Raw genomic sequence first — 22,893 nt, forward strand, 5'->3', positions numbered from 1 at the left:
GACGCATGGAACCCGTGCTCATCACGCTGCTGTTCGCCAATGCCGTCTTCAACGCGGTCGTCTGGCCGCGCTTCTACGTGCGCGTGGCGAAAGACCCCCGTGCCAAGAACGCCGCGGGCAAGGCCACGCCGTTCCTCATCGTGCACACCGTGCTGATCGCTCTGGCGTTGGCGCTCGCGCTCGCTTCGCTCATCGCCGGCATCGCCGCCCTCGTCGGCTGACCGGGGCGGTCGTGCACACCCCACGGTAGAATCGGGTCGCGGGTCTTCCCGCCGCACATTGTGCAACTACCTACCTCACCGGCAAGGCGGCACGTTCCATCGCCCCCACCGGAGAACGCTCCATGACCACGCCCGTCGCCGCCCATCGCCCGCTGATCCACCACACCGGGTTCTGGTACTTCCCCGTCGCGTTCGTCGCACGACTGCCGTTCGCGATGATGACGGTGGGCGTGCTCGCCCTGGTCGTCGCGATGCGCGGCTCCGTCGCTCTCGGCGGTCTCACCTCGGCGGCCGTGGGCCTGGGCGTGGTGGTCGCGGGTCCCGTGCTCGGCGACCTCGCCGACCGCTTCGGGCAGCGGCGCGTGCTCGTGCCGGTCGGTGTGGCCAACGGCATCCTGCTCGCGATCTTCCCCCTGGTCGTGGCGAACGCGGGCGCCGACGCGCTNCGTGTGATGGCCCTGATCGGCGACCGAGTGGACCCCGCGCGTCGCGAACGCACCTTCTCGCGGGCCATGGCCTACGAGTCCGCCGCCGATGAGACGGCCTTCGTCATCGGACCGTTCGTCGTCGGTGTGCTCGCCGCCCTCATCGCCCCGTGGGCGCCCATCGCCGGTGCCGCGGTGCTGAGTTTCGTCTTCGTCACCGCCTTCGCGCTGCACCCGACCGGGCGGGCCGTGCCCGAACGCTCGGCGCGTGCGGCGATGGCCCCCTTCCGCGAGCTGGTGCATCCGCGCATGCTCGTGCTGGTGGCCGCGGTCTTCGGCGTCGGGCTGTTCTTCGGTTCGACGCTCACCTCGCTCACCGCGTTCATGGAGGCGCAGGGGGCACCCGAGGCGGGGGCACTGCTGTACGGCGTGATGGGGGTGGGGTCGGCCGTGCTCGCGCTGGCCGTCGCCGCGCTCCCCGTGCGGTTCTCACTCCGGTGGCGCCTGGTCGCGTTCTCGATCGTCCTCACGGCTTCGGCCGGGGCGTACACGGTCGGCGGCTCGGTCGCGACCGTGACCACCGTGCTGTGCCTGATGGGGATCGGCGTCGGCCCCTCGCTCGTGACGCTCTTCAGCCTCGCCGGAAACCGCGCACCACGCGGGCGCACGGCGTCGACCATGACGATCCTCGCCTCGGCCCTCACCCTCGCGCAGGCGCTGTCGTCGGCGGTGACGGGCGCCGTCGCCGAGAGCGTCTCGGTGCAGACCGCGATGCTGTTCCCCGCGGTCGCGGCCCTGCTGGTGCTGGCGATGGCCGCGCTGAACGCCTCCGCCGCCCCACGATGGGATGCCGTCACGACGGCAGCGGGTACCGGCGTCGCAGCAGCACACGCTGCACCAGGGTCCACACCGTCGTCACGGTGAGATAGAGCCCGGCCGCGAGCGGCACGAACAGGGCGACGACGGCGGTGGTGAACTGCAGCGCGCCCACCATGCCCGTCGTCCACGCGGGGGCCGAGGGGTCGACGGGAGGCCGCAGGAGCCGCCGCGTGAGCTCGGCCACGCCCGCGATCACCACGACGAGCGCTCCGATCAGGGCGAGGGCCGCGGCATCCACCGTTCCCGAGCCGAGCGCGCCGATGAGGCTGCGTCCGAGCGGCACGCCCAGCAGATCGTGCGAGAGCAGGGCGTTGGACTGACCTCCGACGTTCGGATGCAGGAACACGGCGTAGAGCAGTCCCACGATCGGCGCCTGCGCGAGCATCGGCAGACATCCCGCCGCGGGAGAGGTTCCCTCGTCGCGGTACAGCTGCAGGGTCTCGCGCTGCAGGCGCTCGGGATTCTTCCCCCAGCGTTCGCGCAGCGTCCGCAGGCGCGGAGCGAGACGCGCGCGGGTCTGCTCGGCCCGGGCCTGCGAGACGCCGACGGGAATGAGCAGGAGGCGCACGGCGAGTGTCACGACGACGACCGCGAGAGCGGCCGCGGCGGTGCCGGCGACGGGATCGAGGGCGGCGGTGAGGGCGAGCATCGCTCGCGTGGTGAGGTCGAGGAGCAGGGCGAGGGGAGGAAGGGCGAAGAGGTCCACGGGTGTCCGTTCGGTGCGGCGATCACGGGTCGATCGGTCGCGGGGCGCGGGCGCGACGGCACGCATCCGGGACGGGCGTGCGGCGCGCGTGTGCGCGGGCGACCGGCATCGCGGGTCCCGGGATGCCGAGGACACCGTCGCGAGAGACGGCTCGGGGCGCGGGACTACGCGGTGCGGACCGTGTGCCCCGGCGCGCGGGGACGAGGATGCCCGGCCGCGTCGGGGTCGCTCTGCGCGACGGGCGCCGACGGATCGATCGGCCGCGACGACGGCGGTGAGACGGACGCCAGCAGCGCGGGAAGCACCACCAGCACCACGACGGCGGTGACCACGACCGCCGCGGCGAGCACGATCGCCAGGAGCGGTGCGCCGTCGCCGGGGGTGAGGGCGAGCTCGGCGGAGGCGAACAGCACCGTGAGCATGCTGATCAGCGATGCGAACACGTGGCCACCCCCTCTGCGGTCGGGCTCCACGCTAGCAGGGCCCGCTCGCTACGCTGGGGCGATGACCACCCTCGTGCTCACCGTCGTCGGCGACGATCGCGCCGGACTCGTCTCGGCGGTCGCCGACATCGTCGACGCCCACGGCGGCAACTGGGAGAACAGCGAACTGGCCGAACTGGCCGGGGCGTTCGCCGGGATCGTCGAGGTGTCGGTGGCGCCCGACCGCGCCGATGGCCTGCGCGCCGCCCTCGAGGGCCTGGCCGGAACCCTTACCGTCACCGTGCATGCCCGCACGCCCGCGCCGGCGGCATCCGTTCCCCGCACCGTCACTCTCGACGTGGTCGGCAACGACCGGCCGGGGATCGTGCGCGAGATCTCGACCGCGCTGAGTGCGCGGGGCGCCAGCATCGAACGCATGTCGACGCAGACGACGGATGCCGCGATGGCCGGCGGTCGCCTGTTCGAGGCCGTGATCACCGCCACTCTGGGGCCCGACGTCGTCGTCGACGACCTGGTGGCCGACCTCGAGCACCTCGCGGCGGAGATCCAGGTCGACGTCTCGCTGCTGGAGTAGTCCGGACGCGGAGCCGGCGGGGACTCCTCCCCACGCGGCGAGGAGCCTCGGGGCGCCGCTCAGCGTCGGCGCGACCGCGCGACCAGTCGGGCGATGCCGCGCCATCCGATGAGCAGGAGCGCCAGGGTGATCGCGGCGACGATGACGAACGCCACGGCGACGCCCTGACCGCTCACCGCGCGCAGCACCATGCCGAGCGCGACCGTGATGGCCCACACGGGCAGTCCCGTCCGCACGACCGCGAGCGGGCCACGCCAGGCGCGCGTGACGAGCCAGCCGAGGGCGAGAGCTGCGAGGAACGGCCACGCGGTGATCGCGAGCTGCGAGCCGAACGGTCCGAACACGTCGCCGTCGTGCGTGGAGCGACCGATGCCGGCGAAGACGACCACGAGCACGGCGTCGAGGACGAATGGCAGGACGGGGGAGCGGCGAGGAGTCGGCACCCCACCATTGTCCTCGCCCCGCACGGCGACCGCGCGCACGCACCCGCGCGCGGGATATCGCGGATGTATCGCCGGGCGCAGACGTTGCGGCAACACCGCGGGCGATGGACTGAGGTTCCCGTTCTGCTGGAGGTTTCCGTGTCCGATCGCTCCGCGCCCTCTCCGACCACCGCGCGCATCCTGCTCGCCACCGCCGTGCTCACCGTCGTGGCGGGGCTGACGCTCGCTCCGCGGGCCGTCGCCTGGCCCGCGCGCACGCTCGTCCTCGATGCGCTCGACCACCTCCCGCCGCGGTGGAACGACCTGCTGCTCGGCGGCAACGCCGACACCGCGCTCAACATCGCGTTCTTCGTGCCGCTCGGCGCCGCGCTCGCGCTCCTGCTGCCGCTGCGATGGTCTCCGGCATCCGTCCTCGTGGCGGCCGCGGTGTCGCTCACGGTGGAGGTCGCGCAGACGGTGCTGCCCGGTCGCGTGTCGGATCCGGGCGACGTGGTGGCGAACGCCGCCGGCGCCCTGGTCGGCACGGTCGTCGTGGTCTTCGCGCGGGTGATGTTCCGCGGGGATCGCGGGTCGGCTCAGCGTGGCAGCCGCAGACGGGCGTGAAGCCCGCCGTCCGCCCTCGGCCACAGCTCGAGCCGGCCCCGGTGCGCCCGGGCGACCGAAGCGACGATGGCGAGCCCGAGACCCGTTCCGTCGGACCGGCCACGGGTGCGGCCCGCTCCCCGCACGAAGGGCTCGGCGAGCGTGGCGACGAGTTCGCGTGCGAGCGGGGCCCCCGAGTTCGCGACGTCGACGATGACGTCGGTCTCGTCGCCGCCCACCGCGACCCGCACCCAACCGCCGGCGACGTTGTGCACGACGGCGTTGCGGACCAGATTCCCCACCGCCTGGCGGACCAGGGTCGCATCGACGCGCGCCACGACACCCGTCGCGGCAGGGACGGCGAGATCGACGCCGGCGGCGGCGGCCCCGTCGCGTTCGTCGTCGACCGCCGCGGTGACCAGGGCTCCGACATCGGTCGTGTGCCGCGGCCGTTCACCGGCTCGTCCGGCGACCGCGAGGTCGACCCGCGCGAGATCGAGGAGCGCCTCGGTGAGGTCGATGGCGCGTTCGTTGGTGACCTCGAGGCGGTGCAGAAGTGTCGGCAGATCGACGCCCGCGGGATCGGCGCGCGCCACTTCGAGCAGCGTGCGCATCGTGGCGTGCGGGGTGCGCAGCTCGTGCGACGCGTTGGCCGCGAAGCGCTTCTCCTCGTCGAGGGTCTCGCCCACGCGGGTGAGCATCGCATCGAAGGTGTCGGCGAGATCGGTGAGTTCGTCGCGGCGCCCGGGCAGCGCCGCGCGGTGTTGCAGGTCACCGTCGCGCACGGCACGGGCAGCGTCCGTGATGCGCGTCAGCGGGCGCAGCATGAGACCGGCCACGAACCATCCGCCGCCGAGGCCGAGGGCCGCGAGCCCGATCACCGTGTACCAGGCGTATCGCACGAACGCCTCGACCAGATCGCGCCGGCCGGGGGTGAAGGCCCCGCTCTCGGACGAGAGGTTGCCCTCGGGCAGGAACCGCAGCACGAGGAAGCCCAGCACGAACACCGCCACGCCCACGACCACGACGAAGGCCGCGTAGCTGAGAGTGAGCTTGAGCCGGACCGAGAGTCCCGCCGGGCGCTCACTCATCGGCGGACCCGACGCGGTATCCCACCCCGGCGACCGTCTGGATCAGCCACGGCTCGCCGAGACGTTTGCGCAGCGTCGAGATCGTGATGCGGACGGCGTTGGTGAAGGGATCGGCGTTCTCGTCCCACGCGCGTTCGAGCAGCGTCTCGGCGCTCACGACCCCGCCGGCCGCGGCCAGCAGCACCTCGAGCACCGCGAACTGCTTGCGGGTGAGAGACACGTAGCGTCCGTCGCGGTAGACCTCGCGCCGGAAGGGGTCCAGGCGGATGCCGTCGCGCTCGAGCACCGGGGGAGTCCCGGCCGCGGGGCGCCGGGCGAGGGCGCGCAGGCGCAGCACGAGCTCCTTGAGCACGAAGGGCTTGGTGAGGTAGTCGTCGGCGCCGCTCTCGAACCCGCGGGCCTTGTCGTCGAGTCGGTCGGCGGCGGTGAGCATGAGCACGCGCGGGGCCGCCGGCCGAGCCGAGAGCTCGCGCGCGATCTCGTCGCCGTTGGGGCCGGGGATGTCGCGATCCAGCACGACGACGTCGTAGGCGGTGTACCCGAGCAGTTCCAGGGCGGTGTCGCCGTCGCCGGCGATGTCGGCCGCGATCGCCTCCAGCCGCAGACCATCGCGGATCGCTTCGGCGAGGTAGGGCTCGTCCTCGACGATCAGCACACGCATACCGCGATCGTAGGCCGACCGGTGTATCGCGGGCGTATGTAGCGTGGGGGCATGGCGACGCGACTCCTCCTGCTGGCCGACACCCACGTGCCGAAGCGGGCGCGCGTGCTTCCGGATGCCGTGCGGCGGGCGGCATCCGGAGCCGACCTCATCGTGCACGCGGGCGACTGGGTCGAGGCGGCGGTCCTCGACGAGCTGAGCGCCCTCGGACCGGTCCTCGGCGTGTGGGGCAACAACGACGGCGACGATCTGAGGGCGCGTCTGCCCGAGGTCGCCCGCGCCCACATCGAGGGCGTGCGCGTCGCCGTGGTGCACGAGACGGGCGCGGCGGCGGGGCGCGAGCGGCGAATGGACGCGGCGTTCCCCGACACCGATCTGCTGGTGTTCGGGCACAGCCACATCCCCTGGAATACCGTGACTCCGCGAGGCCTGCGACTGCTCAACCCCGGGTCGCCCACCGACCGGCGGCGTCAGCCGGCGTGCACGGTGATGACGCTGACCCTCGCCGACGCCGGGGTGCACGACGTCGAACTGCACGAGGTGTCGCGCGACTGAACGCGGTATCGGCGTCGTATGCGGCGTCGCATACGATCCTGCAACGCGGCGGGCGCTCGACTGGGTCCATGGCACCCCCGACCTCTTCTCCCTCTTCTTCTCGACACCGACGCCGTCTGGCGCTGCTCACCATCGGCGGCGGCCTCGTCGTCGTCCTCACGGCGGCGATCGCCCTGGCCGCCTCGACGACGGCCATCTCGTTCACCTCGGGCGTGCTCGCGGCGACGGGATCCGCCCCCACGATCGACGACGGCGTCGTCGACGCGGCACTCCCGCTGAGCGTCGACGAAGACGAACATCCCGCGATGGTGCGCCTCGACGACGGTCTGCGTGAGGCCCTGCGCGCGGCGCAGGTCGCCGCCCTCGACGATGGCGTCACCTTCGACATCACGAGCGGGTGGCGCAGCGCCGATTATCAACGGTGGCTGTTGGCCGACGCGATCGCCACCTCCGGCAGTGAAGAGACGGCGCGTGAGCTCGTGGCCACGCCCGAGCGGTCGAGTCATGTGACGGGCCGGGCGGTGGACATCGGCTCGCTCGACGCGCAGCTGTGGCTCATCGAGCACGGTCGCGCGTGGGGGCTCTGCCAGACGTACGCGAACGAGCGGTGGCATTTTCGAACGCGCGACCCGCGACGGGGAGGACTGCCCCGAGCCGCGCACCGACGCCCGCGGGTGACAGCCCGCGGGTGAGAGCCCGCGGGTGATACAGCGACGGCGCCGTCCCCCGGAGGGGGCGGCGCCGTCGTGGTGCTGCGTGCTGCTACTTGACCGCGAGGTGACGCGACGAGCCGGTCAGCGGGCAGTCGAACGGGTCGCGGGCCGCGAGTCCGACCTCGTTGAGGTAGCGGATGACGATTCCGTAGGACTGCAGCAGGGTCGTCTCGACGTACGGCACACCGAGGGTCTGGCAGTGCTCGCGGACGATGGCGCGGGCGCGGCTGAGCTGCGGGCGGGCCATGTTCGGGAACAGGTGGTGCTCGATCTGGTAGTTCAGACCGCCCATGAGCCAGGTGGCCCACCAGCCGCCGGAGATGTTGCGTGAGGTGCGCACCTGCTTGCTGAAGAAGTCCAGCTTCGCTCCGGGTTCGATGACGGCCATGCCCTTGTGGTTGGGGGCGAAGGACGCTCCCATGTACACGCCGAAGACCGCGAGCTGCACACCGAGGAAGGCGAACGCCATACCGAGGGGCAGGAACACGAAGATGGGCGTCAGCACCAGCGCGTGGCGCACGGCCAGCAGAGCCAACTCGCGCCAGCGGCCCTTGACCTCTTGACGAGAGAACAGGTGGCGGAAGGCCAGGGCGTGCAGGTTCAGGCCCTCGAGCGTGAGCAGGGGGAAGAACAACCATCCCTGTCGCTGGGTGATCCAGCGCTGGATGCCGCGGGCCTTGGCGGCGTCTTCGTCGAGGAACGAGATCGTGTCGATCTCGATGTCGGGGTCTTTGCCGACGCGGTTGGGGTTGGCGTGGTGCCGCGTGTGCTTGGACGCCCACCACGACTGGCTCATGCCGACGATGCCGTTGCCGATCCACAGTGCCAACCGGTCGTTCGCGGGACCGGATGCCAGGATCTGGCGGTGGTTCGCCTCGTGGGCGAGGAACGCGACCTGGGTGAACAGGATGCCGAGCGCCGCGGCGATCAGAAGCTGGAACCAGCTGTTACCGAGAAGAATGGAACCGGTGATGGTGGCGGCGAACCCGAGGGTGATCGCGATGCCCACCACGAGGTAGAACCGGGGGGTGCGGGCCAGGAGGCCGCTCTCGCGCACGACCGACGACAACTCTGTGTAGGCCTTCGCGATCGGGGGGAATTCGGTGGTGCCGGAGTACGTCTGACGAACGGGGCCGAGGCGGGACTCGACGATGGTGGAGGCGATGGACTGCTCCTCTAATCGGGTTGACCGTGGTCGGGAGCCGAGGTGGATACCCCGGTCTGAGGATCACACTACGGGGGACCGTATGGGGCGTTCGGAATACATCCACATGTGCAGGAGGCTCACGGGAAATGCGAAGAGACGCAGACGACGCCGGCGCGGACGCGAAGGTCGCCGACGCCCCCCGGGAACGACGAAAGCCGGGTCCGTCGCGAGGCGACGGGTCCCGGCTTCCGAGGTAAGCGGAGCTTAGAGGGGCTGGATGTTCGCAGCCTGCATGCCCTTGGGGCCCTGCTCGGCGTCGAATTCGACCTTCTGCGCTTCCTGCAGCTCCTTGAAGCCGTTGCCCTGGATCGCGCTGAAGTGCGCGAACAGGTCGGCGGAGCCGTCATCGGGAGCGATGAAGCCGTAGCCCTTTTCGGAGTTGAACCATTTCACGGTGCCAGTGGCCATCGTGTTCTTCCTTTATTCATGTTGGGCCGCAGTCGCGGCCGTGGGCGCCGCTCCGGCGCGTGCGGAGCGGACGGGTTACGCCGAGTCACCGTACTGGTGGCTCGTACGCGATGCCCGTTGACGGCGGCCTGAGCCGCGTCGACGGACGTGTGGACACCGAGATTCTCGCCGAGCGGACCCTGGGCTTCGAAGCCCGAGGTGCCCGCGCCGACGAAACCGGCGTAGTCGGATCCGGCCATCGCGACGAAGACGTCGAGATCGGCCTGGCGCCACGATAGTGGCGAAAGGTGAAGCAAGGACACAGAAACTTTCCGCGAGTGCGAGGCGAGGACCGAAGCCGTCGAGCGAGGCACGCGATGGTAGGGGGAGGGAATGCTGTCACTCACGGCTCGGCGCTGTGCGCCCGGCATCTCTGCGATGAGGCGGTCGTCCATGAAGCAAGTCCCAGAATTAATGCCTCTACGTTATCACGGATACCGGTTCTGTGCCCGAGAGGATGCTGACGGCGTCGAACGTGTGCACTGGAGTCATGGCATCCGGCGACCCTTCCCCCTCCGACGACGAGCGGTGGCTCGTCATTGACGGCCGTCGCTGGCGGCGTACCGACCCCGCCCTGCCCGACGACCTCGCCGCACGTCTGCGTTCGCATCTGGGCCGGGCGCGCTCCGCCGTGCGCACCGGAAAGCGCGCGGGCGACGACGCCGCGGTCGCCTCGGCGCGCCGTCGGGTGGGCCTGGCGAAGACGGGCCTCGGAGAGCGCGGCCCGCGCTGGTGGGACGAGGAGGTCGACGTGCGCATCGGTCGCGCGACCGACGCCGTCGCCGAACTCGACGGGCTCGCACCGCCCGCCTCGGGAGCAGATGCCGGCGGCGAGGTCAATCCGTAGCGTGCCGCGCGCCGTCGGGGTCTGCTGAGAGTTCCGACGAAAGGAACCGTCATGTCCTCCACCCCGTCCGAGCTCGAGAAGCTCAACGATCTGCTCAAGAAGTTCCGGTTCGCGATGGTCACCACGCGGGCCGAGGGCGGCGACCTGCACGCCCACCCACTCACGGTGCAGGAGACCGAGTCCGACGGTGACCTGTGGTTCATCGTGGGGACGCACGCGTCGGCCGTCGAGCACGTGCGGCGCGACCCGAAGGTGGGCCTGTCGTTCAGCTCCGACGGTCTCTGGCTCTCGCTCGCCGGTGAGGGCGAGGTGGTGGACGACCTGGCCAAGCTCAAGGAGCTGTGGTCGACCAGCGTCGAGGCGTGGTTCCCGGAGGGGCCCGAGTCGCCCGGGGTGACGCTGCTGAAGGTGTCGGCGTTGACCGGCGAGTACTGGGGGAGTGCGGGCGGTCGCATCGCCACGGCGGTGGCCCTGGTGACGTCGAAGGTCACCGGCGAACGTCCTCGGGGCGGCGAGAACGAGACGTTCGACCTGACCGACTGAGAGCACGCCCCCCCCGCGGCGGCTCGCCGCGCGGGGGGTGTCGGCTCAGCCGCCGGAGGGGTTGTCGACGGGCGCGTCGTCGCCGTCGGTGGTGTCGGGGATCTCGGGGGCGTCCGCCGTCTCGAGTTCGTCGGGCTGATCGGCGGTGTCGTCGTGGCCGTGGCCGGGTGTCGAGTTCATGCCGCCACCCGACCACGGCCCGTGCTCATCGCGCGCGGGGATTGCGCGGACCGTACCCGTGTGCGGGGCGCAAGCCCCCGGGGCGCACGGTCGGGTCTTGCGACGATGACGGCATGTCACGACCCGAGGTGCGTTCCAAGCCCTGCGCGTTCTGCGGCCGGCCCTTCACCGACCGCAAGCGGTGGAGCGGACGCGATCAGTGGGATCAGGTGCTCTACTGCTCGCGCGGATGCCGAGCGAAGGCCGCCGCAGCTCGGAGGAGCGCGTGAGTGCGTCGGCGAAGGTCACCGCGGCGCTCATCCTGGCGACGCAGCAATTCGAGGAGCACCCCGCCTACGCCGACGTCGACGTCGACGAGTTCTTCTTCATCGAATCCGCGCCGAGGTTCCGGAAGCTCCCTTACCACCGGCACAAGATCGTGCTGCTCGTTTCGGCGATGCGACACACCGCCGCACGGCTCGAGTCCGAGGGGCGCACCGTGCGTCGGATCACCCTGCGCGACGATCTCGGGTTCGCGGCCGGCCTGACGCGGTTGCTCGACGATCACGGCGTCGGGACGCTGCGGTGGATGAGCGACCCGAACCGCCCGGTCGACGATCGCATCGCGCGTCTGTGCGAGAAGCGGGGAGTCGACACCGACATCCTCTCGGACGGGCTGTTCCTCACCCCCGAAGACGAGGTCGACCGGTGGTTCGCCGAACACCCGACGCCGCTCATGGAGGACTTCTACCACTGGCAGCGCCGGCGCACCGGCATCCTGATGGACGGGGGGAAGCCCGCGGGGCGTCGCTGGAACTTCGACGCCGACAACCGCAAGCCGCTGCCCAAGAAGGGGGTCGAGATCCCGGCGCTGCCGCAGCCCGAGCATGATGACATCACCCGGGAGGTCATCGCCGAGGTCGACGAGCTCTTCCCCGACCAGCCCGGCGCGGCGGGGGAGTTCTGGCTGCCGGTCACGCCGGAGCAGTCGAGGCAGTGGCTCGACGTGTTCGTCGCCGAGCGCCTGAACGACTTCGGCCGGTACGAGGACGCCATGAAGGCCGACGAGCCCTTCCTCTTCCACGCGATCATCTCGCCGATGCTGAACATCGGCCTGCTGACCGTCGAGGAGGTGGTCGCCGCGGCGACGCGGACCGATGCCCCACTGGCATCCGTCGAGGGGTTCATCCGCCAGGTGATCGGATGGCGCGAGTACATGCGCGGCATGTACCGGGCGCACCCGAAGCTGGAGCACGTCAACGCGCTGCACCTCGAGCAGCGCATCGAGAAGTACTGGTACACCGCGCAACGGATGCCCAGCACCCTGCCGATCCCCGTGCGCACGGTGCTCGAACGCGTGCACCGGTGGGGCTACGCGCACCACATCGAGCGGCTGATGGTGCTCGGCAACTGGTTCCTGCTGCAGGGCTACGCCCCGCGACAGGTGAACGACTGGTTCCTGGCCCTGTTCGTCGACGCGTACGACTGGGTCATGGTGCCCAACGTCATGGGGATGAGCCAGTTCGCCGACGGCGGTTTCGTCGCGACCAAGCCGTACGTGTCGGGCGGGGCGTACCTGCAGAGGATGGGCTCGTGGTGGCCGTCGGCGGCGGATGCCAAGGACTCCGTGTTCACCGAGGCGTACTGGGCGTTCCTCGAGCGCCACGAGGACGTGCTGGCGGGCAACCACCGGTTGAGCCTCGCACTGGCCCAGATGCGCAAGCGGCGCGACGCGAAGGGGTAGGGCGGTCCCTCGGGCGCCGCGCTCTCGTCGGCGGTCGGCGAAGCCGTCCGCGCCGCGTGCCGAACTCCTGAGTTCTCGCGCGTCCGCGCCGCGTCGGGGCGATATACGCACCAGACCGCCGAGAACTCAGGAGTTCGGCACCGCGTGCCCGGTCAGCCCTTGAGCTTGTTCAGTGCCGAACCCTTGTGCGCGGCCTTCGCGCCCGACTTCTCGGACTTCACGAGGTAGGCCGGTTCGTCATCTGATGCCGTGAACTTCTGGCCGTCGTGCTCGAAATCCTTCGTCTTCTTCTCGACGACCTCACCCTGCGTGCGCCCCTGCGGAGTGTTCCAGCTGACCCGGTCGCCCTTCGACAGATCCTTCGACATGGTTGCGTCCTTCCGTTGGTGTGCGCTCATGCTCTCGGCGGCGCGAGGGCGCTCTCGGGGGATTGACACCGGCTGCACCCACTACGTGGTCGGGCGCGCAACCGCAATGCCCGAGTGATGTCGGAGCCCCTGCGTAGCGTCGAGGTGGGCCTTTCGTTTCGCGGCCCATGACGTCAGGAGAGCCATGACCGAGCCGACCACCCCGCAGAGCCCGACCACCGCCAACAACGGCGCCCCGGTCGCCAGCGACGAACACTCGCAGAGCGTCGGAGCCGACGGCTCCCTCGCCCTCACCGACCACTACCTCATCGAGAAGCTCGCGCAGTTCAACCGCGAGCGGGTGCCGGAGCGCGTGGTGCACGCCAAGGGCGGCGGAGCGTTCGGCACGTTCCGCACCACCGGCGACGTGTCGGCCTACACGCGCGCCGCTCTGTTCCAGCCCGGCGTCGAGACCGAGATGCTCGCCCGTTTCTCGTCGGTCGCCGGCGAGCAGGGCAGCCCCGACACCTGGCGCGATCCGCGCGGCTTCTCGCTGAAGTTCTACACGACCGAGGGCAACTACGACCTCGTCGGCAACAACACCCCGGTCTTCTTCGTGAAGGACGGCATCAAGTTCCCCGACTTCATCCGCTCGCAGAAGCGCCTGCCGGGCAGCCACCTGCGCGACAACACGATGCAGTGGGACTTCTGGACGCTGTCTCCCGAGAGCGCGCACCAGGTGACCTGGCTGATGGGCGACCGCGGCATCCCGGCATCCTGGCGTCACATGAACGGCTACGGCTCGCACACGTACCAGTGGATCAACGCCGAGGGGGAGCGGTTCTGGGTCAAGTACCACTTCCACACCGACCTGGGCCACAAGACACTCACGCAAGACGAGGCCGACCAGATCGCCGGTCAAGACGCCGACTTCCACATTCGCGATCTCTACGCCGCGATCGAGCGGGCCGAGTTCCCGACGTGGACGCTCAAGGTGCAGATCATGCCGTACGACGACGCCAAGACGTACCGGTTCAACCCCTTCGACCTGACCAAGGTGTGGCCGCACAGCGACTACCCCGAGATCGAGGTCGGCACGATGGAGCTGAACCGCAACCCGGGCAACTACTTCGCCGAGATCGAGCAGGCGGCCTTCGAGCCGTCGAACTTCGTGCCCGGCATCGACGGCAGCCCCGACAAGATGCTGCAGGCCCGCATCTTCAGCTACGCCGACGCGCACCGCTACCGCGTGGGAACCAACTACCAGCAGCTGCCGGTCAACCGGCCGCACACCGAGGTGCACTCGTACTCGAAGGAAGGCGCGATGCGCTACGAGTACAACGCGCCCGAGGTGCCCGTGTACGCGCCCAACTCGGTCGGGGGCCCCGCGGCCGACCCGCGCCGCGCGGGCGGCGGCGGCTGGCAGAGCGACGGCGACCTCGTCCGCTCGGCGGCCACCCTGCACCCCGAAGACGACGATTGGGGTCAGGCGGGCACGTTGGTGCGCGAGGTCATGTCGGCTGAGCAGCGCGACCGTCTCGTCGAGACGATCACAGGGCACGTCGGGGGAGTGACCCGCGCCGAGGTGCGCGAGCGCGCCGTGCAGTACTGGAAGAACGTGGATGCCGAGGTCGGCTCCCGCGTCGAGGCCGCGCTGCCCCCGCTCGAGGGTTCGACCGCGCCCGGCGAGCAGTTGAGCGAGCCGAACCCCGACGGTGACCTCGTCGGAACGGACGTGGCGGGGAAGATCTGAGGTCGGCGACCGGCGGCGCCCCGCGGGGCGTCGCCGGTCCACGGCTCAGAGCGGCGCGCGCTCCTCACGCGTCAGCCGGAAGCGGGATGCCAGCACGCCGGCGATGAGTGCTCCCGCCCCGCCCGCGATCATGTCGCCGATGGTGTCGTCGTAGGTGACGAAGATCGCGTCGGTGATGAAGCGGTAGCCGAACCACTCGATCATCTCCCACACGGCGCTGAGCGCGAGGCCCGCGAGGGTGGCCACGACGATCGGCGTGCGGCGACGCCCGGTCGGCCCGACGACTCCGGCGTCGTCGAGCAGCACCAGGGCGACGGCGGCGAGCAGACCGGTACAGGCGAGGTGAACGACGAGATCCCATCCCGTCCACGCCCGATACAGCTCGAGCACGTTGCTGCCGGCGGCGACGAACACGGTGACGCAGGTGACGAGGTCGAGGCCCGAACGCAGGCCGATCATGCGCGAGAGCATCACCGCGGGCAGCGACATCGACAGCACCGCGAAGTCCGTGAACGGCAGGGTGAACAGCGAGACGATCACGAGCACGATGGCGAGCGCACGAACGGCATCGGTCACCCAATCCGTGACGCTTCGCGGCGGGCGCTTCAGGTTGGCGTACATGGCCCGGATCACGGGTGCCCCTCCCTCGTGTCGACAGCTCGTCCGTTCGCCATCACGCCGCCCCGGTGGGAATGCGCACGACGGCCTGCACGGCCAGATGGTCGCTCGGCCATTGGGTGCCCGTCGGCCGGGGGTCGATGCCCACGGCGCGCACCCCGACGTCGGGGGTCGCGAGCACGGCGTCGATGCGCCGAGCGCCGAGCTTCGGGCGCGCGTAGTTGTTGAAGGTGCCCCACTCGGCGGTCCGCCGGGTGGGGGCGTACGACCACGTGTCGACGAGCAGACCCGCCGCGAACATGTCGGCGAGTTCGTCGGAGCGGATGGGCGCGTTGACATCGGCGGTGAACAGCAGCGGTCGCGTGCGGTCGGCGACCAGGTCGTGCAGCCACGTGGCCGAGCGCTTGCGGGCTCGTCGTGAGAACGCGTCGAAGTGGGTGTTGACGAAGGTGAAGCGCGCGTCGGTCGCGCGGTCGCGCAGCTGCGCGATCACCGCGACGCGGGGGATGGTGTTGCCCCACCCCGTCGAACCCGGCACGGTCGGGGTGTCGGAGAGCATGACCTGCTCCCAGTCCTCCAGCTCGATGCGGTCGCGATCGTAGAACAGCGGTGTGCCCTCGCCGCCGCGATCCTTGCCGCGACCGAGGCCCACCCGTCCGTAGCGCGTGCCCAGGGAGTCCTGCACCCAGCGAGCCTGGTCGGGCATCGCCTCCTGCGAGCCGAGCAGGTGCGGGCGGTTCGCGCCGAGGAAGGTGCGCAGGCGTTGCTTGCGCAGGGGCCATCGGTCGGCGGGCGGCCACGTGAGGCGTTCGAAGCGGCGTCGCACGTTGAAGCTCATGACGTGCAGGTCGGGCGCGTCGACGTTCGGGAACAGGATGCCGGCCATCAGCGAGCAGCCCCGCTGCGCGAGCCGCGCGACTCACCCGACGCGCTGACCTCGCGGGCGCGATCGGCACGGGTCGCGCGTCGGCGCACGAGCCGCGCCCACCGTGCGGGCGGGAGGTCGCCCGGCCAGTGTGCGAACACCGTCCCCGCCCCGCGGCGGAAGCAGCGGACGAAGCGGCGCGGCTCGACCGTGCGCGACGACACCCGCATGTGCCGGCCGGGGACGAAGCGGATCCGGTGACTCCGGCCGAGGTGGTACGCGAGATCGAGGTCGTCGTGAAGCTCGGGGTCCACGTGCACCTCACCGCGGACCGCGTTCCAGGCGCGTCGCCGGAACGCCATGTTCGACCCCCAGAGCGGCGTGTGGCCCAGTGCGGGGAACGCGAAGGCGGCGTACGTGCCCAGGAAGGCGCGCGACATGGCCACTCGCCCGGCGACGGGACCGTCGTGGAAGACGGCGCCGCCGGTCACGGCATCCACCGCCGGGTCGCTCAGAGCATCGACCATGCTCGCCACCCACGTGGGCTCGGGAATGCTGTCGGCGTCGAGGCGCAGGATCAGGTCGCCGTGGGCGGCGTCGTATCCGGCGGCAGCGGCGGCGGGAATGCCCCGCTCGCCGCAGAACACGACGCGGGCACCCGCGGCGCGGGCGATGTCTGCGCTGTCGTCGGTCGAGGCGTTGTCGACGACGACGATCTCGTCGGCGACGGTGGTCTGGGCCGCCAGGGCTCGCAGACACCGCCGCAGGTGCGGTCCGTCGTCGAGAACGGGGATGACGACCGACACGGTGTTGAGCGGCACAGTATCGGGCGTCACAGCGGATCTTTCGGGCACGGCGGGCTCCAGACGGGGTCGTCCTGCCACGCTAAGCGATGCGTCGAGGGGCGCTCGCCGGGTTGACGCTTTCGTACGCTGGAGACATGGCATCCGTCCTCAACGTCTCGGCGTACCTCTTCACGCGCATCGACGATCCCGCTGTCGTGCGCGAGACGCTCCGCGATCGGGCCGGGGCGGCGGGACTGCGGGGAACGATCCTGCTGGCCGAGGAGGGCATCAACCTCTTCCTCGCTGGATCGCCGGAGGCCGTGCGTGCCTTCGTCGACCAGCTGCGCGCCGATGAGCGGTTCGCCGCCCTCGAGACGAAGGACAGCTGGTCGGACACCGTGCCGTTCGGGCGGCTCCTGGTGAAGGTCAAGCGCGAGATCATCCGCATGGACCGCCCCGAGGTGCGCCCGCAGGACGGCCGGGCCCCCGCCGTGTCGCCCGAGACCCTGCGCCGGTGGTTGGACCGGGGCAGCGACGACGACGGCCGCGAGGTCGTGCTCGTCGACACCCGCAACGCGTTCGAGGTCGACTACGGCACCTTCGCGGGCGCGAAGGACTGGCGCATCGAGCGCTTCACCCAGTTCCCGGATGCCGCGGACTCCCACCGCGACGAACTCGCCGGCAAGACGGTGGTGAGCTTCTGCACCGGGGGGATCCGCTGCGAGAAGGCGGCGCTGTACCTGCGCGACGAGGGGTTGGACGCCTATCAGCTCGACGGGGGCATCCTCGGGTGGTTCGCCGCCCAAGGAGGTGCGCACTGGAACGGCGAGTGCTTCGTCTTCGACGAGCGCGAGGCCGTCTCCCCGGCGCTCGCCCCGGCGGGCGCGGCCATCGCTCCCGCGGGCGCTTCTCCGGCGGGCGTCTGAGATGCTCTGGGATCAGCACGCCTGCGTCGAGCTCGTCGAGACGGCCGACATCGGCGAACTGCTCCGCTATCGCGGCGGCGGCGGGGGATACGTCTCGCTCAACGTCGGATTCGCCCCTCACTCGCCCGCGCTCACGGCATCGCTGCTGCGTTCCTTCCGGGCGCAGGTCACCGCGATCGACGGCCTCGAGCTGGCCGCTACCGTCGCCGACATCGACCGCATCGCCGCGCGAGGCGACACCGCCGTCGCCTTCGACCTCGAGGACTGCGCGCCGCTCGGCGGCGACCTCGACGCGGTGCAGAGCCTCGTCGCGCAAGGTGTGCGGACCCTGGCGCCGACCTACAACCACGCCAACCGCGCCGGCGGCGGCTGCTTGGACGCGGTCGACGACGGCCTCACCGGGTGGGGACGCGACCTCGTCGCCGAGATGAACGCGCGCGGAATGGTGCCCGACGGCTCGCACGTCGGTCCGCGGACGACGTTCGACCTGTGCGCGGTCTCGACCCGACCGGTCGTCTTCAGCCACTCCAACATGCGTGCGGTGTGGGAGCACCCGCGCAACATCACCGACGACCAGGCGCGAGCCGTCGCCGACACCGGGGGAGTGGTGGGCATCACGGGGGTGGGGATCTTCCTCGGCCCCAACACCCCGACCCTCGAGGCGATGGTGCGCCACCTCGATCACGCCGTCGAGGTCGTCGGCATCCGGCACGTCGGGGTGAGCACCGACTTCTCGTTCGACTGGCAGACCTTCCGCGCCACGATCGCCGGGACCCCCGAGCTGTACGACGAGAGCTACACCCGGTGGGGGCCGCTGCAGTGGATGCCGCCCGAGACGTTCGTCGACCTGGGGGGAGCGCTGCAGGCGAGAGGATGGAGCGACACCGACGTCGCTGCGGTGCTCGGCGGCAACTTCCGCCGGGTCGCAGCCGAGAGCTGGGAGCCCCGCCCATGACCGACCTTCGAGACGGCGCCGTGCTGCGCGCCGCGCGTGCCGGCGACGAGAACGGCATCCTGGCGTGCATCCAGGCGCTGGCGGACTACGAGAAGGAGCCGGATGCCGTCGTCAACACGGCCGGAATGATCGCCGAGACCCTGTTCGGCGACGATCCCCGTGCGTTCGCGTTCGTCGTGGAGGGGCCCGACGGCATCCGCGCCATCGCGATCTGGTTCCTCACCTACTCCACGTGGACCGGCCGCCACGGCATCTGGCTCGAAGACCTGTACGTGCACGAGCAGTACCGCTCGCACGGCTACGGCGTCGCCCTGCTGTCGGCGCTCGCCGCGGAGTGCCTCGAGAAGCAGTACACGCGTCTGGAGTGGACCGTGCTCGATTGGAACGAGCCCGCCATCGGTTTCTACCGCGCGCTCGGGGCCGAGGCGATGGAGGAGTGGACGACGCGTCGCGTGACCGGCGAGGCCCTGACCGCGCTGGCGGCGCGCGGCGAGGTCGCCGGAGCGGTCTGAGACGGCATTCCGCCGACCGCCCGGGTGCCCGTTCAGCCGGCGAGGTCTGCGAGCACGGCTTCGGCGGCCCGCTGCCCCGACACCAGCGCGCCCTGGATCGACGCGGTGTCACGGTGGTCGCCCGCGATGTACCGTCCGTCGTCGAGCCTGACGGGTCGACGCAGCCGCAGCGGCGGGTCCTGCGCGGGGAGCGCGCCGACGACATCGTCGCGGCGGAGCAGGCGCCAGGGGCGGGTGTCGGCACCCCAGATCTCGGCGAGCTGGCGACGGATGCCGTCCTCCGACGCCTCCGACGGCATCACGCACGTCGCCTGCACGAGGTGCTGCCCGCGCGGCGCGTACGTGGGGGCGGTGTTCGTCATGATCGCGGTGTTGACGATCGGGCCGCGACGGCGCCCGTCGACGCGCAGGGCGGCGTCGGTGCTGGGCGACCGGTCGGTGGCGAACCACCACGTCTGCAGGCCCCGCGGGCGGGGGAGCGGGACGTCGAGGTCGGGTGCGAGCCCGGTCGCGACGACGACGGCGCGCGCCGTCACGGCCTCGTGGCCCTCGACGCCCACGTGCCAGCCGCGCGGGCGGCGGCGGGTGGAGACGACCCGGTGCGACAGCCGGATGCCGGCCCCGGCGCGCCGCGTGGTGTCGGCGAGCTGCGCGGGAAGCGCGCCGATGCCCGCGGCGGGGACGCCCGGGCGGCCGAGGGCGAAGCTGCGGATGAGAAGGCGCACGAAGGCGTCGGAGGTCTCGTGCCGATCGTCGGCGAGGACACCGGCGAGGAACGGCTCGAGCACGCTCTCGCGCAGCGCGCCGCGGAGCCCGGTGCGATCCCACGCCTCGGCGAGCGTGCGGTCGGGGCCGGTCTTCGCCGCGCGGGCGGAGGCGAGGGTGGGGGCCGCCCAGCGCGCCAGGGCGACGAGGTCGGCGGGTCGCACGAGTCCGCTCGACAGCGTCGCGGGGAGCGACAGCGGGTGGCGCAGCGGATGCGCCAGCCGTGCGAGGCGGTCGTCGAGCCGCACGCCGACGGCGACGGGGAAGCGCCGGAGGGCGAGGGCGTCGACGTCGACCCACCGTCGCACGGCCGGGTACGCCGGGTTCAGCACGTGGAACCCGAGGTCGAGGCGGAACCCGTCGACGACGTCGGTGCGTTCTCGCCCGCCGACGGTGTCGCCGGCCTCCAGCACGACGACGTCGCGACCGGACTCGGCCAGGTGGGTCGCGCAGCGGAGCCCGGCCAGGCCCGCGCCCACCACGATGACGTCGTATGCGCTCATCCGGCGAGCCTATGCAGCGCGTTACCGGCGCGAGCGGGGGTTGCCGTGCGCGATGATGAGGGCATGGAATCCGTCACCGTCCTCTTCGTCTGCGTCCACAACGCCGGACGCTCCCAGATGGCCGCCGGTTACGCGCGCGCGCTCGGCGGCGACCGCGTCACCGTCCTGTCCGGAGGCAGCGCCCCGGGCGCGACGCTCAACCCGATGGCGGTCGCGGCGATGGCCGAGGAGGGCATCGACATCAGCGCCGAGGTGCCGCAGCTGCTGCTGACCGATGACGTGCGCGCGTCCGACGCGGTGATCACCATGGGCTGCGGCGACGCGTGCCCGATCTTCCCCGGCAAGCGCTACGAGGACTGGGAGCTCACCGACCCGGCGGGAAAGGGCCTCGACGAGGTGCGGCCGATCCGCGACGACATCAAGACCCGGGTGCAGCGCCTGCTCGACGAACTGCTCGCCTGATACGACGAAGGCCCGGATGCCGTGGCATCCGAGCCCTCGTCAGGCGACTTACGCGGAGGCTTCCTCGCGCTTCGGCAGCACCCAACCGGGGCGCACGAAGTGGCACGTGTAGCCGTGGGGGATGCGCACGAGGTAGTCCTGGTGCTCGGGCTCGGCCTCCCAGAACGCGGCCTCGGGCTCGATCGTCGTGACGGCCTTCGCGGGCCAGATGCCCGAGGCGTCGACGTCGGCGATCGTGTCGCGAGCGACCTTCTCCTGCTCGGGGGAGAGCGGGAAGATCGCCGAGCGGTAGCTCGTGCCCACGTCGTTGCCCTGACGGTTCAGCGTCGACGGGTCGTGGATCTGGAAGAAGAACGCCAGGATGTCGCGGTAGCTCGTCTGCGTGGGATCGAAGACGATCTCGACGGCCTCGGCGTGCCCGGGGTGGTTCCGGTAAGTGGCGTGCTCGTTCTGACCGCCGGTGTACCCGACGCGCGTGTCGAGCACGCCGGGCTGGCGACGGATGAGGTCTTCGACACCCCAGAAGCAGCCGCCCGCGAGGACGGCGGTCTCGGTGCCGGGGCGGCGGGTGATCTCGCCGGTGTCGGAAGGTCCGCTGGTCATGGTGGTGCTCCTTTTGCGGTTGCGGAACGGGAAGAGGTTCACGAGGCGGGGCTCTCGCGGAACAGGGGGAGGTACGCGCCGTACCCCTGGGCTTCGAGCTCGCTGACCGGCACGAAACGCATCGCCGCCGAGTTCATGCAGTATCTCAGCCCGCCGGCATCGCGGGGGCCGTCGTCGAACAGGTGCCCGAGGTGGCTGTCCGCTCCGGCGGAGCGCACCTCGGTGCGCGTCATCCACAGGGTGCGGTCCTTCTTCTCGACGACGGCGGCGTCGTCGAGGGGGCGGGTGAAGCTCGGCCAGCCCGAACCGCTCTCGAATTTGTCCCTCGACGAGAACAGGGGCTGCCCCGACACGACGTCGACGTAGATCCCGTCCTCGTGGTTGTCCCAGTACTCGTTGCGGAACGGCGGCTCGGTGGCGTCGTCCTGCGTGACGGCGAACTGGCGGTCGGTGAGACGGCTCAACGCCTCCGACGTCTTCCGGTACTCCGTGCTCACGGGTGTGTCCTCTCGTTCAGACGCCCGGAATCGGGCGATACGGGGAAGAACGTCGTCGCCGCCGGTTTTGGTCCCGTGGGGCTGGGAGCGGGCTGTGAGTTGTCGGGGAGGGCGGATGCCGAGAGCAAGCCCCGCGGTTGTCACCGGTGCCCGCACTAGCGTGACGACATCGACCAGGAGGTTCGCATGACCCGCACCATCGTCATCACCGGCGCCAGCGACGGCATCGGCGCCGCGTCCGCGAAACAACTCGCCCAGCTCGGCGAGGAAGTGGTGGTGGTCGGGCGCAACCCCGAGAAGACCGCCCGGGTGGCGCGCACGCTCGGGGTGGAGTCGTTCGTCGTCGACTTCAGCGAGCTGTCGCAGGTGCGCGAGCTCGCGGCCTCCCTTCTGGAGCGCTACCCCCGCATCGACGTGCTCGCCAACAACGCCGGGGGCGTGTTCGGCGAGCGCACCCTGACGGCCGACGGCTACGAGACCACGTTCCAGGTGAACCATCTCGCGCCCTTCCTGCTCACGAACCTGCTGCGCGAGCGGCTCATCGAGTCGCAGGCGTCGGTGATCCAGACTTCGAGCGCTGCGGCCAGGCTCTTCCCCCGCTTCGACATCGACGATCTGCAGGGAGAGCACCGCTACTCCTCGACCGCGGCGTACGGCAACGCGAAGCTGGCGAACGTTCTGTTCACCAAGGAGCTGAACCGCCGCTTCGGCGATGCGGGTCTCTCGGCCGTGGCCTTCCACCCGGGCGTGATCGCCTCGAACTTCGGATCGACCAGCGACGGACCGTGGAAGTTCCTCTACGGCGGACCGCTCGCCCAACGCCTCATGACGTCGACGTCGGTCGGCGGCGCGCGCCTGACCTGGCTCGCCCTCGGCAAGCCCGGCGTCGACTGGGTGCCCGGCGGCTTCTACTCGAACAACAAGGCGGCCAAGACCAACCGGCTGGCCGATGACCCCGTGGTGGCGCGACAGCTCTGGGAGCGCAGCGCCGTGCTGGCGGACCTGCCGCTCTGAGCCGAGCGGTCGCGGGTCGCCGCCGCGCGGACGGCTCCCGCGGGTGCG

General features: G+C 71.0%; 30 protein-coding genes and 2 pseudogenes. 17 read left to right on the plus strand and 15 right to left on the minus strand.

Annotated features, from left to right (window positions below; all coding sequences use genetic code 11):
* Positions 1–5: 5 nt before the first annotated feature.
* From IFU19_RS14975 to IFU19_RS14980, 3 genes and pseudogenes are all read left to right on the plus strand, one after another.
* A complete protein-coding gene (locus IFU19_RS14975; protein WP_192212087.1) occupies positions 6–221 on the plus strand; it encodes an SCO4848 family membrane protein in 216 nt (71 codons plus the stop codon).
* Between the two features lie 122 nt (positions 222–343).
* Positions 344–666 (plus strand): annotated as a pseudogene (locus IFU19_RS16740) (MFS transporter); the annotation flags it as partial.
* 1 nt (position 667) lies between these two features.
* Positions 668–1,570, plus strand: a pseudogene (locus IFU19_RS14980) (MFS transporter); the annotation flags it as partial.
* On the opposite strand, the gene IFU19_RS14985 reads toward IFU19_RS14980, so the two are convergent.
* Both IFU19_RS14985 and IFU19_RS14990 read right to left on the minus strand, forming a co-directional pair.
* A complete protein-coding gene (locus IFU19_RS14985) occupies positions 1,500–2,231 on the minus strand; it encodes a membrane protein insertase YidC (RefSeq protein WP_192212089.1) in 732 nt (243 codons plus the stop codon). The pseudogene IFU19_RS14980 and the gene IFU19_RS14985 sit on opposite strands and share 71 nt — an antisense overlap.
* Before the next feature lie 164 nt (positions 2,232–2,395).
* Positions 2,396–2,674 carry a DUF6412 domain-containing protein gene (locus IFU19_RS14990; RefSeq protein ID WP_191916298.1) on the minus strand — a complete coding sequence of 93 codons (279 nt, stop codon included), beginning with the start codon at positions 2,672–2,674 and terminating at the stop codon, positions 2,396–2,398.
* 61 nt (positions 2,675–2,735) lie between these two features.
* Between IFU19_RS14990 and IFU19_RS14995 the strand changes: the two genes are divergently transcribed.
* Entirely contained in the window at positions 2,736–3,248 is a 513-nt protein-coding gene (locus tag IFU19_RS14995) for a glycine cleavage system protein R (protein WP_055835664.1), read from the plus strand.
* Between the two features lie 59 nt (positions 3,249–3,307).
* Here IFU19_RS14995 and IFU19_RS15000 read toward each other — a convergent pair whose 3' ends face one another.
* Positions 3,308–3,691 (minus strand): DUF3054 family protein, encoded by a 384-nt coding sequence (locus IFU19_RS15000; protein WP_192212090.1) that lies wholly within the window; start codon positions 3,689–3,691, stop codon positions 3,308–3,310.
* Between the two features lie 138 nt (positions 3,692–3,829).
* Here IFU19_RS15000 and IFU19_RS15005 point away from each other — a divergent pair, with 138 nt between their 5' ends.
* On the plus strand, positions 3,830–4,294 hold the full coding sequence (locus IFU19_RS15005) for a VanZ family protein (protein ID WP_055835668.1): 465 nt from the start codon (positions 3,830–3,832) through the stop codon (positions 4,292–4,294).
* On the opposite strand, the gene IFU19_RS15010 is transcribed toward IFU19_RS15005, so the two are convergent.
* Together IFU19_RS15010 and IFU19_RS15015 are read right to left on the minus strand one after the other, a co-directional pair.
* Complete coding sequence (locus IFU19_RS15010; RefSeq protein ID WP_192212091.1) at positions 4,267–5,364, minus strand: sensor histidine kinase; 1,098 nt, start codon at positions 5,362–5,364, stop codon at positions 4,267–4,269. The genes IFU19_RS15005 and IFU19_RS15010 overlap by 28 nt on opposite strands.
* On the minus strand, positions 5,357–6,025 hold the full coding sequence (locus IFU19_RS15015; protein ID WP_055835675.1) for a response regulator transcription factor: 669 nt from the start codon (positions 6,023–6,025) through the stop codon (positions 5,357–5,359). The genes IFU19_RS15010 and IFU19_RS15015 overlap by 8 nt, the downstream gene beginning before the upstream one ends.
* Before the next feature lie 51 nt (positions 6,026–6,076).
* On the opposite strand from IFU19_RS15015, the gene IFU19_RS15020 reads away from it, so the two are divergent.
* Positions 6,077–6,580: a metallophosphoesterase family protein gene (locus tag IFU19_RS15020; RefSeq protein ID WP_192212092.1), complete on the plus strand. Its 504-nt coding sequence runs from the start codon at positions 6,077–6,079 to the stop codon at positions 6,578–6,580.
* 68 nt (positions 6,581–6,648) lie between these two features.
* Positions 6,649–7,272, plus strand: coding sequence for a M15 family metallopeptidase (locus IFU19_RS15025; RefSeq protein ID WP_192212093.1), 624 nt, complete (start codon positions 6,649–6,651; stop codon positions 7,270–7,272).
* A 70-nt stretch (positions 7,273–7,342) separates the two neighbouring features.
* Here IFU19_RS15025 and IFU19_RS15030 read toward each other — a convergent pair whose 3' ends face one another.
* Positions 7,343–8,458 carry a fatty acid desaturase family protein gene (locus IFU19_RS15030; protein WP_342343439.1) on the minus strand — a complete coding sequence of 372 codons (1,116 nt, stop codon included), beginning with the start codon at positions 8,456–8,458 and terminating at the stop codon, positions 7,343–7,345.
* A gap of 246 nt (positions 8,459–8,704) precedes the next feature.
* Entirely contained in the window at positions 8,705–8,908 is a 204-nt protein-coding gene (locus IFU19_RS15035; protein WP_055835690.1) for a cold-shock protein, read from the minus strand.
* A 529-nt stretch (positions 8,909–9,437) separates the two neighbouring features.
* Here IFU19_RS15035 and IFU19_RS15040 point away from each other — a divergent pair.
* Together IFU19_RS15040 and IFU19_RS15045 are read left to right on the plus strand one after the other, a co-directional pair.
* Entirely contained in the window at positions 9,438–9,794 is a 357-nt protein-coding gene (locus tag IFU19_RS15040; RefSeq protein ID WP_192212094.1) for a biopolymer transporter Tol, read from the plus strand.
* A 51-nt stretch (positions 9,795–9,845) separates the two neighbouring features.
* Entirely contained in the window at positions 9,846–10,337 is a 492-nt protein-coding gene (locus tag IFU19_RS15045; RefSeq protein WP_055835696.1) for a pyridoxamine 5'-phosphate oxidase family protein, read from the plus strand.
* A gap of 45 nt (positions 10,338–10,382) precedes the next feature.
* On the opposite strand, the gene IFU19_RS16930 is transcribed toward IFU19_RS15045, so the two are convergent.
* A complete protein-coding gene (locus IFU19_RS16930; RefSeq protein ID WP_268773221.1) occupies positions 10,383–10,517 on the minus strand; it encodes a hypothetical protein in 135 nt (44 codons plus the stop codon).
* 113 nt (positions 10,518–10,630) lie between these two features.
* On the opposite strand from IFU19_RS16930, the gene IFU19_RS15050 reads away from it, so the two are divergent.
* Positions 10,631–10,786 carry a DUF2256 domain-containing protein gene (locus IFU19_RS15050; protein WP_082509373.1) on the plus strand — a complete coding sequence of 52 codons (156 nt, stop codon included), beginning with the start codon at positions 10,631–10,633 and terminating at the stop codon, positions 10,784–10,786.
* Positions 10,783–12,240: a cryptochrome/photolyase family protein gene (locus tag IFU19_RS15055; protein WP_192212095.1), complete on the plus strand. Its 1,458-nt coding sequence runs from the start codon at positions 10,783–10,785 to the stop codon at positions 12,238–12,240. The genes IFU19_RS15050 and IFU19_RS15055 overlap by 4 nt, the downstream gene beginning before the upstream one ends.
* 152 nt (positions 12,241–12,392) lie before the next feature.
* Here the strand turns inward: IFU19_RS15055 and IFU19_RS15060 are convergent, their stop codons facing one another.
* The gene (locus IFU19_RS15060) at positions 12,393–12,608 is read right to left on the minus strand and encodes a DUF2945 domain-containing protein (RefSeq protein ID WP_191916306.1); all 216 of its coding nucleotides are present in this window, start codon (positions 12,606–12,608) and stop codon (positions 12,393–12,395) included.
* Positions 12,609–12,792: 184 nt separating this feature from the next.
* On the opposite strand from IFU19_RS15060, the gene IFU19_RS15065 reads away from it, so the two are divergent.
* Positions 12,793–14,340 (plus strand): catalase, encoded by a 1,548-nt coding sequence (locus IFU19_RS15065; protein ID WP_192212096.1) that lies wholly within the window; start codon positions 12,793–12,795, stop codon positions 14,338–14,340.
* Between the two features lie 45 nt (positions 14,341–14,385).
* On the opposite strand, the gene IFU19_RS15070 is transcribed toward IFU19_RS15065, so the two are convergent.
* The 3 genes from IFU19_RS15070 to IFU19_RS15080 all read right to left on the minus strand — a co-directional run bounded on the left by IFU19_RS15070 (position 14,386) and on the right by IFU19_RS15080 (position 16,659).
* On the minus strand, positions 14,386–14,916 hold the full coding sequence (locus tag IFU19_RS15070) for a hypothetical protein (RefSeq protein ID WP_342343437.1): 531 nt from the start codon (positions 14,914–14,916) through the stop codon (positions 14,386–14,388).
* 97 nt (positions 14,917–15,013) lie between these two features.
* Positions 15,014–15,844 (minus strand): endonuclease/exonuclease/phosphatase family protein, encoded by an 831-nt coding sequence (locus tag IFU19_RS15075; RefSeq protein WP_191916308.1) that lies wholly within the window; start codon positions 15,842–15,844, stop codon positions 15,014–15,016.
* Positions 15,844–16,659 (minus strand): glycosyltransferase family 2 protein, encoded by an 816-nt coding sequence (locus IFU19_RS15080; RefSeq protein ID WP_342343438.1) that lies wholly within the window; start codon positions 16,657–16,659, stop codon positions 15,844–15,846. Before IFU19_RS15080 ends, IFU19_RS15075 begins: the two co-directional genes overlap by 1 nt.
* 104 nt (positions 16,660–16,763) lie before the next feature.
* Here IFU19_RS15080 and IFU19_RS15085 point away from each other — a divergent pair, with 104 nt between their 5' ends.
* The 3 genes from IFU19_RS15085 to IFU19_RS15095 are packed head-to-tail and all read left to right on the plus strand — an operon-like array spanning position 16,764 to position 19,001.
* Positions 16,764–17,534, plus strand: coding sequence for a sulfurtransferase (locus IFU19_RS15085; protein ID WP_192212099.1), 771 nt, complete (start codon positions 16,764–16,766; stop codon positions 17,532–17,534).
* Position 17,535: 1 nt separating this feature from the next.
* Positions 17,536–18,489 carry a dipeptidase gene (locus IFU19_RS15090; RefSeq protein ID WP_192212100.1) on the plus strand — a complete coding sequence of 318 codons (954 nt, stop codon included), beginning with the start codon at positions 17,536–17,538 and terminating at the stop codon, positions 18,487–18,489.
* Positions 18,486–19,001, plus strand: a complete 516-nt coding sequence (locus IFU19_RS15095; RefSeq protein ID WP_191916312.1) for a GNAT family N-acetyltransferase — start codon at positions 18,486–18,488, stop codon at positions 18,999–19,001. The genes IFU19_RS15090 and IFU19_RS15095 overlap by 4 nt, the downstream gene beginning before the upstream one ends.
* A 32-nt stretch (positions 19,002–19,033) precedes the next feature.
* Here IFU19_RS15095 and IFU19_RS15100 read toward each other — a convergent pair whose 3' ends face one another.
* The gene (locus IFU19_RS15100) at positions 19,034–20,269 is read right to left on the minus strand and encodes an NAD(P)/FAD-dependent oxidoreductase (RefSeq protein ID WP_192212101.1); all 1,236 of its coding nucleotides are present in this window, start codon (positions 20,267–20,269) and stop codon (positions 19,034–19,036) included.
* A gap of 63 nt (positions 20,270–20,332) precedes the next feature.
* Here IFU19_RS15100 and IFU19_RS15105 point away from each other — a divergent pair, with 63 nt between their 5' ends.
* Positions 20,333–20,731 (plus strand): arsenate reductase ArsC, encoded by a 399-nt coding sequence (locus IFU19_RS15105; protein WP_055835721.1) that lies wholly within the window; start codon positions 20,333–20,335, stop codon positions 20,729–20,731.
* 48 nt (positions 20,732–20,779) lie between these two features.
* On the opposite strand, the gene msrA is transcribed toward IFU19_RS15105, so the two are convergent.
* On the minus strand, positions 20,780–21,334 hold the full coding sequence (gene msrA / locus IFU19_RS15110; protein WP_055835725.1) for a peptide-methionine (S)-S-oxide reductase MsrA: 555 nt from the start codon (positions 21,332–21,334) through the stop codon (positions 20,780–20,782).
* A gap of 38 nt (positions 21,335–21,372) precedes the next feature.
* Positions 21,373–21,831 carry a peptide-methionine (R)-S-oxide reductase MsrB gene (gene msrB, locus IFU19_RS15115; RefSeq protein ID WP_192212102.1) on the minus strand — a complete coding sequence of 153 codons (459 nt, stop codon included), beginning with the start codon at positions 21,829–21,831 and terminating at the stop codon, positions 21,373–21,375.
* 186 nt (positions 21,832–22,017) lie between these two features.
* Between msrB and IFU19_RS15120 the strand changes: the two genes are divergently transcribed.
* The gene (locus tag IFU19_RS15120; protein ID WP_192212103.1) at positions 22,018–22,845 is read left to right on the plus strand and encodes an SDR family NAD(P)-dependent oxidoreductase; all 828 of its coding nucleotides are present in this window, start codon (positions 22,018–22,020) and stop codon (positions 22,843–22,845) included.
* The last annotated feature ends 48 nt before the right edge of the window (positions 22,846–22,893 follow it).

It is taken from the genome of Microbacterium sp. CFBP 8794, from assembly GCF_014841235.1.
GTDB lineage: Bacteria > Actinomycetota > Actinomycetes > Actinomycetales > Microbacteriaceae > Microbacterium.